This window comes from Variovorax sp. P4_D9 (genome assembly GCF_056401695.1).
In genome coordinates this window covers 1-14,575 of sequence record NZ_JBFUIU010000155.1, presented here as the reverse complement: position 1 = coordinate 14,575, position 14,575 = coordinate 1, and the positions used below count along the sequence as shown (strand labels likewise).

Here is a 14,575-nt window from a genome sequence, read left to right as displayed (position 1 = left end):
CGAGCTGGCCAGGATCCGCAGGCCGGTGCGATCCGCGACCTGCTCGACGATCCAGAGGCGCAGCTCGTCGTCCATCAGGAGCGGTCGCGGCGCCACGATCCAGGAACGCCCTGGGAACCAGGTCTTTAGCCACATGGCCTGGGCGAAGAGCGACTCGACGGTGGCTTCCGGCTCAGGCAGCAGGAGCGCCAGGCAGCCCGGCATGCCGGCCAAGTGCGGCGCCTGGATGTTCTTCCTTTCGACGTCGGTCACCAGGGCGCTGTACGTGCCCTTGGCGGCCCGCCGGCGCGCGAGCGTGATGCATTCGCAGAGGTTGCCCCAGCCGAGCTTGTTCTGAGCCAGGAACACGATCCTCGCGTGAGGATGGCCGCTTTGGGTGGTGAGGAGGATGTCGCTGCCGCAAATAAAGTGCAGGCTGGCCTCCCGGGCGGCCAGATGGGCGCGCACGACGCCCGAAACCGAGCATTCATCGGTCAGGGCGAGCGCGGAGTAAAGCTTGGCCGCGGCACGCTCGACCAGCTCCTCGGGTTGTGATGCCCCGACGAGGAAGGTGAAGTTCGAGCGGCAGTGGAGCTCGGCGAATGGAGGCGGTTCGTGCATACTGGATATAAAAACAGTATTCTGCTATTGTCCCAAAGGCGATGGGCCGGCTAACTAACTTTACGAACCTAACGAATGGTGTTATGGTTACGCCAGGGGCCGCTATGCGAGCCTCTCTCGAATGGAGTCATGAAATGCTGGTCTTGAAGGCTGCGCAGGACAAAGTCCTCGCGACATTGAAGTGGGTGGCTGAGGTCGTGGATCGACGCCACATCCTGCCAATGAAGAAGGGTCCTTTGGAGGACGCTTTTGCGCGCTTTGGGGGCGAACCGGCGGTAGCGAAGGCCGCCGCTGCGCCAGCGGTCCCACCCAGACCAGTACGCGACATCCGCGCTGCCGGCTTCTTCAAGCGAGGGCTGGCACGGAATTCGAACTCTGCCTTTACGGGGTTTTTCTCGGCCGAGAAGGTCAATCTGCGTAACGCGCCTTGAGCGCCTAAGCACGGAATTCGACATGAACACCTTCACCCTCACCTCACCCGTTGCCTCCCAGAACACACGAGACCTCCGTGACGATCAGAGCTCATATGCGCCAGCTTCCCAGACCGCTGCACTGCTGCGGTCGGGCGCGCAGTACCGGCGTGATCGCATCGAGGCGGCCGACATGATCTCCACCGACGAAGCTTCTGAGCTGACCGGCACCAACCGCGTGACCATCAATGCATGGATCAAGCGCGGTCGTGTCATCGGTGTGGAGCATCTTCGTCGCGGCTTCAAGCTGCCACAGTGGCAGTTCGAGCCGGCGATCTTCCCGCTCATCCAACCCATCGCGAAATGCTTGGGCACGAACGATGGCTGGCAGCTTCTCGATTTCTTGGAGACGCCGTCCCCTTCGCTCGATGGACTGACGCCTCGCTCCGCGATCGAGCAAGGCGTTCCTGGCGAACGAATTCTGGCACTGGCAACGGCTGAGGCACATTGACCTCGGCACATGAACTTCATTGAGCTCAACCCACCAGTTATAGAACTGCCTGAGACCCAGACTTGGCACCGCGTGCAGAGAACCAAGACGATCAGCGGAAGCGTGCGCCTGAACGGGCACGTGCTTCCTCCGACGGGTTTGCTCACCGGGCGCTTCGACCTTCCAAACGAAGCGACTTCGTACCTCGCCGACAGCGAGGAAACTGCTCTGTACGAAGCGATATTTCGTCGCGAAATCCACAGCTACCCGCTCCAGCGTCTCAAGGAGCGTTCTCTCGCGACGTTCGAGACGACCGAGAGGCTCAGGGTGGCGGGTATTCGAGGCCTCGAAGAGCAGCACCCTGTCTTGCAGTCCGCACGATATGTGATCACGCGGGAGTTCGCTCTCGATTGCCGCAATCGTGGCTTGGATGGCATCCTCTACGCCTCCGCGCAGCACGCTAATCACGGGTGCGTTTGCCTTTTCGAGTCAGGGATCTGGAAGCTCAAGCGGACGGCAGCGACTCCGCTCGTGAAGCCGAACACCCAGCAACTGCACCGTGCAGTAGTACGCGCGGCGCAAGGCTCGCGCGTTCCGGTCGATCCGTAGTTTCGAATAGGCCTCGCTTTCAAAACATTTCGCCGGATTGCTCTGAGGCCGGCAAGAATTGTTGCCTTCCTCAAGCTGCGGAATCCCGTGTTTGTCTACTTTCTTCGCGATGCAACAAGGCCAGTTTTCAAGATTCGGCAAGGCGAACGACATCCACCTACGCATCACGACCTTGGGCGGTCCTGAGCAGGACGATCTGCACACCAGCAAGTGCATTCGATTGCCCACTGAGAGGGACGCCCTCCGTGTCGAAAAGGCGCTTCAACGCCTGGTTATTCGTTGGAACGTTGCGCCGAATGAGGCTGCGCGCGTCGGCGGCGACACCGAGATCTTCGAGTCGACTTGCTTCGATCGTGTCGTGCGCTTTGTCCATGACAACCCCGACCTCGTCGATGGGGCGTTGCCCGAGTCGCTGCCTTCCCCTTCCCTTCGCCACCTCGAGCCAGCGCCGCGTAAGAGCCGGCTAGCACTGCGGCGCTTTGCATCCAGTTCACCAGAATCACCGGCGAGCCCACCGATCGTGACCACGAGGAAGCCATTGGCAGCCGCTGAGCTGTACCTCAATAGCGAGCTGACGCCTGCCCATCAAGCCCGTGCCGGTGCGATCGCCCTTCTGCCCGCCATGCGTGTCGACGTGGCGGAGGTAGTCTTCGTACTGAGCTTGGATGGGGTTCGTCATAGGGGGAAGCCTGAGTCGTGGAGAGGGATCGGCACATCAATCGAACAGTTCGGACAAGCGCAGCGCCGACATGTCCAAGCTTAGAAGTTCACGTCGCACGTCGACAGCAGCGATTGCAAGCGGGGCATCGACCGCCATCACCCAAGGGGTGTCGTCGTTCAAAGGGTCGGACTGGAAAAGAGTGTGGTACGAGTGAAATTCAACCGGCTTTCTGGAGCACGCGGGAACCGCCTCAATGAAGGCGAGTCGCTCCTCGGAACTCAGATGGACCCCACTGTCGAAGCGCGTCCTGTACGCAAACAGCGTCCCGTCGCAGAAGGGGTCGCTTACGCTGACGGCGAGGTTGCTGAAGGACACCTCGAAGGTCAGCCTGAGGAGTGTCCCGTCAGCAAGGAGCGTAGATGCGACGGCTGCAACCTCGCTGCGCTCCGGCTCAACTTCTACCTCGATTCCTGAGGTGACATCGCTGAAGCCAGCGCTCGTCAGAAACTGGGCCAAGGGCAGCAGGTGAGGCTTCAGCGAAGCCGCAATCGCGGTGATGTTCTTGTTGCGATCCTCGACCGGCATGAGCAGCCGAAGGATGAACCATTCGTCCCGTTGCTCCCCCAGCTCCTCCGGGAGCAGTACAAAGTCGCCAGCCGCAATCACGTCGGGCCCGTTCGCTTCCACCGCTACCTTGACCTTTCGGGCCGGGCAGTCCAAGAGGTAGATGGGGAATTCCTTGGGGGCTCCTTTGAGAACCGCCTTTACTTGATGGATCTCATCGACCAGGTCGAAGTGAAGGTCGTCATCGAGATCCCGGAACTCACTGAAGTCAAAGCCCGCGCTTGCGGCACGTGCGTCAAGTGTCAGGGCAATAGCAGTGCGACGCTTCATTGCGCCTCCTTTGAAGGTTGGAGCGCTCGTACGTTGTCCTGCTCTTTGCGCTTCTCGTCGTCGAGAAGCTTGTTGTGGAGCTCCAATGAAACCGTTCGCGAATCACGCGCCGGGTCATGGGATCGAAGCAATGGGCGAACTCCGCCGCGCGGACCGATATCGACCTCGAGGACGACGGAATCACCGGGCGACAAGAGGCGAAGTCCACCATAAGGAAGTGGCATGTCCTTCCTGCGCTCCTGAAAGGCTATAGCTGCCACTCTTGTGGTGTCCTCAAGCGTGACAAGAGCCATGATGGCTGGCCGTCGAGCGACCCAGACCAACGCATCGAGGCGACCGGCGTAGTGGCCTTTGCCGAGCTCTCCCACGCGTTCGAGGCGGTAGGTGATCGGTTCGAGCCCGGCATCGATCGCCGCGGTGTAGCTGATCTTTTTCATAGCGCAGCGTTGTCGAGGATTTCCCACACCATGTGGTGGAAGCCCTTCTTCTGCGTATCGCCGATGTACATGCCAGGGCGCTTGCGAACTGCTTCCAGGCCACACAGGACCTTGATCTGATTGCCGTCRWAKGCGGCGGGGGTGCTCGACATCTAAACCTTTCATTTGGGAGGCGCCGTTGACTGGCGCGGCCGATCGATGCTAAGTTAACGCTCGTATCATGATACGGATACGAACCAACAAAGCGCAATGTTGTTGCGTGCAAAATTGGATCCTGATGAGAAATACACTCGAAGCCGGATTGACGCGTCCGGGCCGGATACCGCGCGATACAGCGTTCCCAGCCAACCGCCCCCTGCTGGACGTCGGGCGTCCAGACGCTCAAGATGGCGAGATTGCGCAGGATTCAGGAAGAGAGTTGGCATGCGCCTGAACGGACCTACCCTTTTGGCTGCCGCTTGTTTGGGCGGCAGCTTTGTGTTGCAAGCCGCGGCGGTCGCCGGCGAAACAGTTGCGCCCCCTACGACCGAGGAGGCGCAGGCCGCCTACGCGCGGTTTGCAACTGCCTTCGTGGGTCGGCTCGTGAAGGCCGGAGTGCCATTCGAGCTATCCGGCGGCAAATTTGCAGAGATCAACGAGCTCGCTCACCGCCAGGCCCTCCGCGGCTGCGATGACCGTAGGGAGCCGGACGCCGATCCGTTCGCGCCGGCTGACGCACCGCCGCCCCCGGTCGTCTTCAACTGCACCTGGGAATCTGGCGAGCGAATCAGCCTGACCAGGCTGCCCAACACAGGCAGTTGGATGGTCAGCGATGACGCGACAGCTGCTGCTGGTGCCGGGATTCTTCTGGTTGGCCCGAAACAGGAAGTGCCGAAGGTCGTGGCGGTCCCGATCGCGCCGAAACATGCCCCGGAAGCGCCCGCCGTGAACGTGCCGGTGAATGCGGCTGTCGCGGCAGTTCAGCCGCCAGCGGTCTACTCAGGGGCGAACCTGCAGGCGATGCCGAGTCCGTTCGTGCCGCCGGCGCGCGCGGAGCCTGTGCGTTCGACCGCCCCATCCGCCGCGATCGCGGGACCGATGCCAACGCCCTTCGGTGGCGCTGGACGATAGTTCGGAGGTCAGCCCCGGATGGCCTCCGTCGATCGCTGAATTTGCTCGGACATGAGGCGCTGGATTCGGGTGGGCGGCTCACGATGGACGAGAAGATCGATCACCCAGCCGGCCGTCACCACGACGCCGAGTGCGCTGAGGGTGAGGATCGCTGAGGCCATGTTCCGCTCCGAATGCTGCAAGTGAAGCATCCACTTTGCCGCAAGCGGGCAGTCCGGAAAATCCTCCAAATGGACTGCGTGGTCGTTGTGCAATCTGTGACGCAGTTCCTTTTTTCGCATTGGTCGGCTGCTGGGAGATCCCGCCCGCCGTGGACAACCTGCTGCCTTCACACGTGTGGACAGGCCCTTCGGGCTGCCAGGTCTGCCCACCGCTCCCCGCGCGCTTGCCTTCGGCCTGACGCCCTGCCCACCGGCTTCGCCCGTGGACAGGTTGCCCGGACGGTGGCCCGTCCGCCCCTGCGGCCTGCGGCCGGGGGCCCCACCTCGGACTACTGAATGAACCCCGGCGCTTCGCGCCCAAACACGGGATCCCTGTTCTGCAAGGCCGGGCCTTGCCGGGGCCGGGCGGAGTACGCCGACACATCGTGTCGACAGCGCCGGACGGAGCGCCAGCAGCGAGCGATACGCCGCGAGCAGTTGCATTACCTCCGCGTCTCCGCCCTGACGTCGGTCCTCCCACTGACTTGCCTCGTAGTGGGCCCAGTCAACCGGGAGCAAGGTTTTCGTGGCTCGTGAGCCGCGTCAGCGGGGAGCAGGTTGAGGCCGCGCTCGGCAAGTTCGTCTCCGACCTCACGGGGATGAAGCCGCCTCCGATCGAAGTCACGCCCGCGGACGTGTTCGCGCCGTTCCATTCCTTCGTCGACGAGGTGCAGGGCATCGTGCGCGCCTCGCGCGGCGCGCCAGTCGTGCCCGATACCAGTCCGAAGCCCGACATGCCGGTCATCTACGTCGATGGCCAGGGCAAGCTCGTGAGCCGCGTCAGCGGGGAGCAGGTTGAGGCCGCGCTCGGCCCCGTGGTGGACGAGATCCGCGCAAGCATGGCTCGGCAGGCGGGCAGCGCGAAGGAGTACGCCGGCGAGGGGCCGATCAGCGCCCTCTATGGGATCAAGCCTCGGCTCGGATTCGGGCGGGGCCTCTCGGTGCGCCCATGGCGTCGTAGACGTCGACCTGAAGCGCCAGCGCCTCCCGCGTCGTGTCCACCTTTGGCTCGTTCTGCTCCCCTGCGCCCTGACGGATTGCATCGGCGGCGGCCTGATGGGCTTCGAACGACAGGCAGCACCAGCCCGGCGCCAAGCCATAGCCAGTCAACACGTGGCTGACCACCTTCATCTGCGTGCGGCCGGTGTAGACCAGTGGCGCGCCGGCCCTCATTTCCTCGCCGGTGTGCTGGGTTTCCAGCAGGTAGAGCGAGTCGCCGACCTGGAAGTCCCGGTCGTTGAAGCGGATCTCGAACGTCTTGCGGCCATCCCAGGCGGCCTGGAAGACCTCGGGGTCGGTCTTCAGCTCCTGGATGCGTCCGGCCGCCCGTTGCGCGCGGGCCGTCATTCACCAGCCCCCATCGCTTCGGCGGCGGCCGGGGTGCGCTGCTCCTGGGCGCGCAGCCACAGCCAGGCGCGAACGATCGAATGGACGTCCTCCCAGACCTCTTCCCGCGGCAACGATGCCTGCATCGGTCGCGAACCGATCCGGCTCACGCCGCACGCGCGACATGTACCCGTTGTTCACGGCATGGAAGAAGTCGACCGGCTGGCGCTCGAACTTGTCGGGTGCCCGGGCGCCCGTGAGGCGCTCGGCGGCGATCGCCGGGTCGAGGTAGAAGAAAAGGGTCAGGTCTGGCTGGAGCAGGGCCCCTCGCGGGCCCTTCTCTGGCGATCGGCCGGCCGCGGCCAGCATGTCGCCGCCTTGGGCCATTGCCTCCAGAGCGCTCAAGGTCGCCAGGTCAAAGCCCCGCCCGCCGCCCTGGTAGGCGAAGGTGCTGTCGGTGAATCGGTCGCAGATCACGACATTCCCTGCGGCCAGCGCCGGCGCGATCTTCGAGTGCATGTGGTCGCGCCGGGCCGCAAAGCACAGCAGCGCCTCGGTCAGCGGGTCCATGGACTCGTTCAGAATCATGGCGCGCAGCTGCTCGGCCAGCGGCGTGCCGCCGGGCTCGCGGGTGACCACCACGGTCCGGCCCGAGGCCTCGAAGAACTTCGCGAGCGCCTCGATGTGGCCGCTCTTGCCCGCCCCGTCGACGCCCTCCAGGGACAGGAAAAGACCCCGTTCGCTGCCGCTCATGGCGAGCACCTCTCGCCCGGGGCCTCCTCCACCATGGCCAGCACCGTCTCCCGCTCGATCGTCTTCTTCGTGACCAGCCGCATCAGGGCGGGCGCGCCAGCCGCGCGGTGGATCACGTGGAATCGGTTGTTGTCTTCCCACTGAATCCCGAGGAAGGCAAGGCCCACGCACTTCACGCCGGCAGCCAACTCGTCGGCATCGGCGGTATCTGCGGCGCGCAGGAACTCGGCGCAGAGCACCCGAAAGGCCTCATATGTGCCCGGGATCGAGGGCGCGGGGGACGGCTCCTGGGGCGCGGATTCCGGGGCGTGTGGCGTCTGAGCGGCAGAGTTCATCATTCATGCGGAAGTTCGAAAAGTTGATGCGGTACGCTGAAAGGCGTTTTATTATCCGTGCCATTATTCTCTTACAAACCAATAATCGCGCAAGGCAACAGAGTGAATACTGTTAAACGCTTCGTTCCGGGCGTTCGCCAGGCAGCGGCTTCGGCTGCTGCGGGCGCGCCAGCGATGCTGGTGCTGCAGGCGGAAACGTCCCCCGAAGTGCGGACCGCCCTGCTGGTGGCCACCATGCGGGGAACCCCCGTTCGCCGGGTGTCCCTGAAGGATCTCCAGTGCGATCTGAATGTCCGCGCCAGCCTGGCCGCGCATCTGGGCGAGATCCTGCCTGTGGGCACGGTCGAGTTCGTTCGCACCGTGATGGGCATTCGGGGCGTCCCGGAGCCGGACGGCATGGGCTACGGCCCGATCGGCGACTTCCTGCGCCGCGAGATCCGCGAGGGCGTGCTCTATGAGCTGCAGGCCGCCGAGGGGCCGGTCTTCGTGAAGCCCGTGGCGACCAAGACCTTCTCCGGCTTCGTCTATGACCCGCGCCGGGGCGCCAAGCACACCGAATACCAACTCGAGCAGCTCAAGGCGATCGCCTCGCTCAAGACCAGCACCCGCGTGTGGCTGTCCGAAGTAGTCGAGTTCGCCTGTGAGTGGCGCTACTACGTGGACGCCGCAGGCCACATCCTCGCCAAGGCCCGCTACGACGCCGACGGCGACGACGACGCGCCGGAGCCCACTGTCGAGGTCGTGCAAAGCGCGATCGACAGCACGGTGACCTACCTCGAAGCCCGCGGCAACGCCCATCCCTTTGCCATCGACGTGGGCGTCCTCGCAAACGGGCGCACGGCCGTCGTGGAGCTCTCCGACGCCTGGGCCCTCGGTCTCTATGGCCACGCCCGCACGCCGGGCGCCACGGACTGGAAGGCCGAGGACTACGTGGACTTCCTGCTGCAGCGCTGGCGCTCGATCGTGGCGTACGCGCAGCTGCGTGCAGCGCGCGAGGCTGCCGACCGGCTGTCCAAGGCCGAGAAGGTGGAGCCCCCGCCGCCGAAGCCACCGGCACCGCGCGGCCGTCCCCGGAAGGTCCCGCTCCAGGCAGCAGCAGGGGCCTGAGAAATTTCACACAAGAGGGGATTCTTGCGGTATATCATGAAGAAGACCCTCCGTGCCCGCCCCCTCGTCCGGGCCTCACCCCCGTCGACCCTCACTCCCACCGGAACCCTGTCCCCGCAAGGCCTCGGTTCCGCGCCGGCACGCATTCCCGACGTAGCCTGATCCCTTGCGAATCTGTTCACCGCGGACTCGGCTCCCTCGGAAAATCACTCCCCGCGCCACATGCCCCCAGTCGATCTGTCCGACGCGAGCGATGCCGACCTGGTCGCTGAGCTCGAGCGGCGGCGGTTCCGGCGCGAGCGGCCGCCCAAGCTGCGCCACGTCTACTCGTGCACCAGGTGCTCGAACGTCTACCGGGCCGGCGCGACGCCCGTCACGATCTACGCCAGGTCGGGCGCGGCCTGGTGCAGGAGCTGCAACGCGAGCACGCCCGAGTCGACCGAACTCTGGGAGAGCCTTGCTCGGTCGGGACATGTTCGATCGGAACGTGTTCCATCGGAATAGCACTCCATCCGAACAGCACTCGATCGGGATAGAGCCCCACGCGAACCTGCTGGATCGGGACACGGATCTATCCGCCTGGCCTGCGCGGGGCTACACCACCGGTACCACCCCATTGGGACAGGCTCGCCGCGCCCGGTTTCGGGTAAGTACCTAGCCAAATCAACCATCAAGGCCTTGAATTAGTTATCTTTAATAACCATAATTTGACTTCATTCCAGAAGGCAAATCATGACCCACAAGGACCTTCAGATCGAGCTTCGCGACAACGTCGTCATCGTCCGCCTGACGCGGGGCGCCAAGCGCAACGCGCTATCCGATGGCCTGATCCTCGCCCTTCGCGATGCTTTCGACAAGCTGCCATCGAGCATCCGTGCCGCGGTGATCGACGGCGAAGGCCCGCACTTCTGCGCCGGCCTCGACCTGGCCGAGCTGAAGGAGCGCGATGCGGGCCAGGGCCTGCAGCATTCGCGCATGTGGCACGCGGCGCTCGACCTCGTGCAGTTCGGCCCCGTGCCGGTCGTCGCGGCGCTGCACGGCGCGGTGGTCGGCGGYGGCCTGGAGCTGGCCAGCGCCTGCCACATCCGGGTGGCCGACAGCACCACGTTCTATGCACTGCCCGAGGGCTCGCGCGGCATCTTCGTCGGCGGCGGCGGCTCGGTGCGCATCCCTAAGCTGATCGGCGCCGCCCGCATGACCGACATGATGATGACCGGCCGCGTCTACAACGCCGAGGACGGCGAGCGCGCCGGCTTCGCGCAGTACCTGGTGCCCGAGGGAACGGCCTTCGACAAGGCGCTCGAACTCGCGCAGCGCGTGGCGACCAACGCGCCGCTCACCAATTACGCGCTCATGCATGCGCTGCCGCGCATCGCCGAACAGCCGGCCGACCACGGCTTCTTCACCGAGGCGCTGATGGCCGGCATCGCGCAAAGTGCGCCTGAGGCCAAGGAGCGCGTGCGCGACTTCCTCGAAGGCAAGGCAGCCAAAGTCAAGAACGTATAGCTCGCCCGCAGCGGCTGCAGCGCCGGTTCGCGGGGGTCCTGGCGCCGCCCTGCCCTGTTCGCATCGGAGAGAAAACCATGAACGAGACAAAATCCGCCCCGCGCTACCGCCCGCTCGAATTCGGCATCACGCGCGGCGTGCTGCGCGAGGGCGCGCCGGGCGTGCGCTACCTGCAGGCCGAGGTGCCGCTCGGCGAGTATGCCCTGCGCATGACCGATCGCTTGGTGCATTGGGCCCGAGTTGCGCCCGATCGTACCTTCATCGCCCGCCGCGCCCGCAGCGCCGACGGCAACACCGGCGACTGGATCCGCGTGAGCTACGGCGAGGCGCTGGGGAGCGCGCGCTCCATCGCGCAGGCCCTGCTCGATCGCGGCCTCTCACCCGAACGCCCGGTCGCGATCCTCAGTGAGAACAGCATCGAACACGCGCTGATGGCGCTCGGCTGCCTGTGCGCCGGCATTCCGCATTGCCCCGTCTCGCCGGCCTACTCAACCGTGAGCAAGGACTACGAGAAGCTGCGGCATGTGCTGGACACGCTCACCCCCGGCCTTGTGTTTGCCAGCGACGCCAAGCGCTACGGCCGCGCCATCAGGGTGGCGGTGCCGCCCGACTGCGAAGTAGTGCTGGGCGAGGGCGCGGTCGAAGGCCGTGTCACCACTGCGTTCGGCAAGCTGCTGGCGACCGAGCCGACCGCAGCGGTCGACGCGGCGATGGCTGCGATCGGCCCCGACATCATCACCAAGTTCCTGTTCACCTCCGGCTCGACCAAGCTGCCCAAGGCGGTGATCAACACACACCGCATGTGGTGCGCCAACCAGCAGCAGATGCGCCAGTCGATCCCGTTGCTGCAGGAAGAGCCACCGATCCTCATCGATTGGTTGCCTTGGAACCACACCTTCGGCGGCAACCACAACGTCGGGCTTGTGCTCGACAACGGCGGCACGCTCTACATCGACGACGGTAAGCCGACGCCGGCCGGCATCGCCGAGACGCTGCGCAACCTGCACGAGATTGCGCCAACCATGTACTTCAACGTCCCGACCGGGTTCGAGGCGATCGCCAAGGCCATGGAAGATGACAGCGCGTTGCGTGACAACTTGCTGTCCCGCGTGAAGATGTTCTTCTACGCCGGCGCCGCGCTGGCGCAACCGGTGTGGGACAGCCTTTATCGCACTCAGGAAGACGCCATCGGCGAGCGCATCGTGATGGGCACCGGCCTGGGCATGACGGAGTCCGGACCCTTTGCGCTCTACATCACCGGACCCGATGTGCATTCAGGCGACCTCGGTTTGCCGGCCGCCGGCATGAAGATCAAGCTGATCGACGTCGATGGCAAGACCGAGATCCGCTACCGCGGTCCGAACATCACGCCGGGCTACTGGCGCTCGCCCGAGTCGACCGCGGAGGCTTTCGACGATGAAGGTTACTTTGCGAGTGGCGATGCCGTGACCTGGATCGACGAGGGCGACATCCACAAGGGCGTGCGCTTCGACGGCCGCATCGCCGAGGACTTCAAGCTAGCGACCGGCACCTTTGTCAGCGTCGGCCCGTTGCGCGCCAGGATCATCACGGCCGGCGCACCCTATGTACAGGACGTGGTCATCACCGGCCTGAACCTCAAGGAAGTCGGCGCACTGCTTTTCCCGACCCAGGCACTGCGCGGCCTGGCCGACCTGCCCGACGGTGCTGCCATGAGCGAGGTGATCGCCAGTGCGCCGGTGCAGGACTGGCTGCAGCAACTCGTGAACACGCTGGCAGCCAACGGCACCGGCAGCGCCAACCGCATCGCCCGTGCAGCACTTATGGCCGAGCCGCCTTCCATCGACAAGGGCGAGTTGACTGACAAGGGCTCGATCAATCAGCGCTCCGTGCTCAAGCACCGCGCGGCGCAGGTCGATGCGCTGCATGTTGGAAGTCTGCCCCATACCGTGACACCCCAAGGAGGCAAGCAATGAAGATCGAAGGACAGGCGGCGCTCGTCACCGGCGGCGCATCCGGCCTGGGCGAAGCCACGGCGCGCGAACTGGCGCGCCTGGGCGCGATGGTTGCGGTGCTCGATCGCAACGCCGAACTCGCCGCCAAGGTGGCGCAAGACATCGGCGGCGTCGCATGCACCTGCGACATCACCGATACCCACAGTGTGAACGCCGCGCTCGACAAAGCCGCCGCTGCGCACGGCGCTGCGCGGATCTTGATGAACGTGGCCGGCATCGGCAGCGCCAAGCGGATCGTCGGCAAGGACGGCATCGCTGCGCCGCTGGAAGACTTCCAGCGCGTGGTCAACGTCAACCTGATCGGCGCGTACAACATCAGCCGCTTGTTCGCGGCCGCCTGTGTGGGGCTCGCGCCGCTGGACGACGGCGAGCGCGGCGTGATGATGTTCACCGCCTCGGTCGCGGCTTTCGACGGCCAGGTCGGTCAGCAGGCCTACAGCGCCTCCAAGGCCGCTCTGGTGGGCATGACGCTGCCAATGGCGCGCGACCTCGCGCAGCACGGCATCCGCGTCTGCACCATCGCGCCCGGCATCTTCGCCACGCCTTTGCTGCTGGAGCTGCCCGAGGCGGTGCAGCAATCGCTGGCCGCCTCCATTCCCTTTCCGCCGCGCCTGGGCAAGCCCTCGGAGTTCGGTGAGCTGGCTTGCCACATTGTCACCAACGGCCACCTCAATGGCGAAGTCATCCGCCTTGACGGCGCGCTGCGGATGGCGCCGCGCTGATCCCCTCTATCCCCAACCAAGGAGACATCCCCATGACCACACGCCGCTACTTCGTGCAGACCCTCGGCAGCGTCGCTGCGATCGGCGCACTGGCACCGCTTTCGGCGCTCGCGCAGGCGCTCGAACAAGTCAAGATCCTCTACGGCTTTCCGGCCGGCAGCGCCGGCGACAGCGTGGCCCGTCGCGTGGCCGAGAAGCTGGCCGGCACGGCCTACACCAAGAACCCCGGCGTGGTAGAGAACAAGCCCGGCGCAGGTGGCCGCATCGCGGTCGAGACGCTTAAGGTCGCGCCCGCCGATGGTTCCGTGCTGACGCTGGCGCCGGTGTCGGCACTCGCCGTCTACCCCTACATCTATCCCAAGCTCAGCTATAAGCCCGAGGACGTGACGCCGGTGTCGATCGGGGCCATCATGTTCCACGGCCTGGCGGTGGGCCCGGCGGTGCCCGCCGAGGTCAAGACGTTGAAGGACTTTCTGGCCTGGGCCAAGGCCAACCCGGACCAGGCCAGCTACGGCTCGCCGGGCGCGGGCTCCATGCCGCATTTGCTGGGCGCCCTGCTCGGCCTGCGGTCGGGGGTGGCACTCAAGCACGTCCCCTATCGCGGCACCGTGCCCAGCATCACCGATCTGGTGGGCGGCCAGATCGCAGCCGCCATGAACCCGAGTGGCGACTACCTGCAGTACATGAAGGCAGGACGCGTGCGCGTGCTGGCCACCTCGGGCAAGAAGCGTTCGCCGTTTCTGCCGGACGTGCCCACATTCACGGAGCTGGGCTACCCGGACGTGACGTCCGAGGAATGGTTCGGCTTCTATGCCCCAGCCAAGACGCCGGCCGCCACCATCGCCAGTGCCAACGCCGCCATCAACGCCGCGCTTAGGGACAAGGCGGTGATCGACTCGCTCGCCCTGGTGGGCCTGGTGGCGAACGGCAGCACCGCGGCGGAAATGGCGGCCGACCAGAAGGCCGAGTACGTGCGCTGGGGACCTCTGGTCAAGCAGATCGGCTTTACCGCTGAGTCGTAGCCACCGCGAGTTCGACATGCGCCTGTCCATCGTCAGCGCGCGTGTCATATCAAGCAAGCCGATAGCCATGCGCAGTACCAGCGCATCCAGTGCGTGGCTGATCAGGGCCACACTGGGCAGCACGGCCGCACAGATTGCGCAATTACGGGGTAATCCTTTCCGTGCCGAAACCCGCGCCAGCAAAGGCTCTCCGAGCAAACCGTATCTTTCTGCACGGAAAGGACTACAAGGGCTTCCCGCAGAATGCAAGCGATATTTGTGGCTTCCCACAGAATGCAAGCGATGCTTGGCCTTGACGGTCCTCGTGGGGAGGGTTGCCACTGCGAATTGGATATGACGTAGCGATATGACGCGCCGATCGGCCGGGCGGCGGCGACTGTGACATAGGAAGACAAGGAG

The 14,575-nt window shown here is 65.0% G+C and carries 19 protein-coding genes and 1 pseudogene; 10 read left to right on the top strand and 10 right to left on the bottom strand.

Annotated features, from left to right (window positions below; translation table 11 throughout):
- On the bottom strand, positions 1-600 hold a 600-nt coding region (locus AC1DY5_RS18215; protein ID WP_478113545.1), incomplete at its 3' end, for a PHP domain-containing protein.
- Positions 601-734: 134 nt separating this feature from the next.
- Between AC1DY5_RS18215 and AC1DY5_RS18210 the strand changes: the two genes are divergently transcribed.
- Genes AC1DY5_RS18210 through AC1DY5_RS18200 form a run of 3 tightly spaced genes read left to right on the top strand, consistent with a single transcriptional unit; the run spans position 735 to position 2,109 of the window.
- Complete coding sequence (locus AC1DY5_RS18210; protein WP_478113544.1) at positions 735-1,031, top strand: hypothetical protein; 297 nt, start codon at positions 735-737, stop codon at positions 1,029-1,031.
- Positions 1,032-1,053: 22 nt separating this feature from the next.
- Positions 1,054-1,521, top strand: coding sequence for a hypothetical protein (locus AC1DY5_RS18205; RefSeq protein ID WP_478113542.1), 468 nt, complete (start codon positions 1,054-1,056; stop codon positions 1,519-1,521).
- Positions 1,522-1,530: 9 nt separating this feature from the next.
- Complete coding sequence (locus tag AC1DY5_RS18200; protein WP_478113540.1) at positions 1,531-2,109, top strand: RES family NAD+ phosphorylase; 579 nt, start codon at positions 1,531-1,533, stop codon at positions 2,107-2,109.
- Positions 2,110-2,266: 157 nt separating this feature from the next.
- Here AC1DY5_RS18200 and AC1DY5_RS18195 read toward each other — a convergent pair whose 3' ends face one another.
- From AC1DY5_RS18195 to AC1DY5_RS18175, 5 genes and pseudogenes are all read right to left on the bottom strand, one after another.
- Positions 2,267-2,482: a hypothetical protein gene (locus AC1DY5_RS18195; RefSeq protein ID WP_478113538.1), complete on the bottom strand. Its 216-nt coding sequence runs from the start codon at positions 2,480-2,482 to the stop codon at positions 2,267-2,269.
- A 216-nt stretch (positions 2,483-2,698) separates the two neighbouring features.
- Positions 2,699-2,788: pseudogene (locus tag AC1DY5_RS18190) on the bottom strand (thymidylate synthase); the annotation flags it as partial.
- A 36-nt stretch (positions 2,789-2,824) separates the two neighbouring features.
- Positions 2,825-3,664 (bottom strand): hypothetical protein, encoded by an 840-nt coding sequence (locus tag AC1DY5_RS18185; protein WP_478113536.1) that lies wholly within the window; start codon positions 3,662-3,664, stop codon positions 2,825-2,827.
- The gene (locus AC1DY5_RS18180) at positions 3,661-4,101 is read right to left on the bottom strand and encodes a hypothetical protein (RefSeq protein WP_478113535.1); all 441 of its coding nucleotides are present in this window, start codon (positions 4,099-4,101) and stop codon (positions 3,661-3,663) included. The genes AC1DY5_RS18185 and AC1DY5_RS18180 overlap by 4 nt, the downstream gene beginning before the upstream one ends.
- Positions 4,098-4,253: a hypothetical protein gene (locus tag AC1DY5_RS18175; protein ID WP_478113547.1), complete on the bottom strand. Its 156-nt coding sequence runs from the start codon at positions 4,251-4,253 to the stop codon at positions 4,098-4,100. The genes AC1DY5_RS18180 and AC1DY5_RS18175 overlap by 4 nt, the downstream gene beginning before the upstream one ends.
- Positions 4,254-4,524: 271 nt before the next feature.
- Here AC1DY5_RS18175 and AC1DY5_RS18170 point away from each other — a divergent pair, with 271 nt between their 5' ends.
- Complete coding sequence (locus tag AC1DY5_RS18170) at positions 4,525-5,211, top strand: hypothetical protein (protein WP_478113533.1); 687 nt, start codon at positions 4,525-4,527, stop codon at positions 5,209-5,211.
- 8 nt (positions 5,212-5,219) lie between these two features.
- Here AC1DY5_RS18170 and AC1DY5_RS18165 read toward each other — a convergent pair whose 3' ends face one another.
- From AC1DY5_RS18165 to AC1DY5_RS18150, 4 genes are all read right to left on the bottom strand, one after another.
- Positions 5,220-5,372 carry a hypothetical protein gene (locus AC1DY5_RS18165; protein WP_478113531.1) on the bottom strand — a complete coding sequence of 51 codons (153 nt, stop codon included), beginning with the start codon at positions 5,370-5,372 and terminating at the stop codon, positions 5,220-5,222.
- A gap of 945 nt (positions 5,373-6,317) precedes the next feature.
- Positions 6,318-6,758, bottom strand: coding sequence for a DUF3850 domain-containing protein (locus tag AC1DY5_RS18160; RefSeq protein ID WP_478113529.1), 441 nt, complete (start codon positions 6,756-6,758; stop codon positions 6,318-6,320).
- Positions 6,759-7,490, bottom strand: a complete 732-nt coding sequence (gene tmk, locus AC1DY5_RS18155; protein ID WP_478113528.1) for a dTMP kinase — start codon at positions 7,488-7,490, stop codon at positions 6,759-6,761.
- Entirely contained in the window at positions 7,487-7,828 is a 342-nt protein-coding gene (locus AC1DY5_RS18150; protein WP_478113526.1) for a hypothetical protein, read from the bottom strand. The genes tmk and AC1DY5_RS18150 overlap by 4 nt, the downstream gene beginning before the upstream one ends.
- Positions 7,829-7,927: 99 nt before the next feature.
- On the opposite strand from AC1DY5_RS18150, the gene AC1DY5_RS18145 reads away from it, so the two are divergent.
- From AC1DY5_RS18145 to AC1DY5_RS18120, 6 genes are all read left to right on the top strand, one after another.
- Positions 7,928-8,932 carry an ATP-grasp domain-containing protein gene (locus AC1DY5_RS18145; RefSeq protein WP_478113524.1) on the top strand — a complete coding sequence of 335 codons (1,005 nt, stop codon included), beginning with the start codon at positions 7,928-7,930 and terminating at the stop codon, positions 8,930-8,932.
- A 222-nt stretch (positions 8,933-9,154) separates the two neighbouring features.
- Positions 9,155-9,436, top strand: coding sequence for a hypothetical protein (locus AC1DY5_RS18140; RefSeq protein WP_478113523.1), 282 nt, complete (start codon positions 9,155-9,157; stop codon positions 9,434-9,436).
- A 228-nt stretch (positions 9,437-9,664) separates the two neighbouring features.
- Entirely contained in the window at positions 9,665-10,438 is a 774-nt protein-coding gene (locus AC1DY5_RS18135; protein WP_478113521.1) for a crotonase/enoyl-CoA hydratase family protein, read from the top strand.
- 77 nt (positions 10,439-10,515) lie between these two features.
- Positions 10,516-12,393 carry a feruloyl-CoA synthase gene (locus AC1DY5_RS18130; RefSeq protein ID WP_478113519.1) on the top strand — a complete coding sequence of 626 codons (1,878 nt, stop codon included), beginning with the start codon at positions 10,516-10,518 and terminating at the stop codon, positions 12,391-12,393.
- The gene (locus AC1DY5_RS18125; protein WP_478113517.1) at positions 12,390-13,154 is read left to right on the top strand and encodes an SDR family NAD(P)-dependent oxidoreductase; all 765 of its coding nucleotides are present in this window, start codon (positions 12,390-12,392) and stop codon (positions 13,152-13,154) included. Before AC1DY5_RS18130 ends, AC1DY5_RS18125 begins: the two co-directional genes overlap by 4 nt.
- A gap of 32 nt (positions 13,155-13,186) precedes the next feature.
- The gene (locus AC1DY5_RS18120; protein ID WP_478113515.1) at positions 13,187-14,176 is read left to right on the top strand and encodes a tripartite tricarboxylate transporter substrate-binding protein; all 990 of its coding nucleotides are present in this window, start codon (positions 13,187-13,189) and stop codon (positions 14,174-14,176) included.
- Positions 14,177-14,575: the final 399 nt, after the last annotated feature.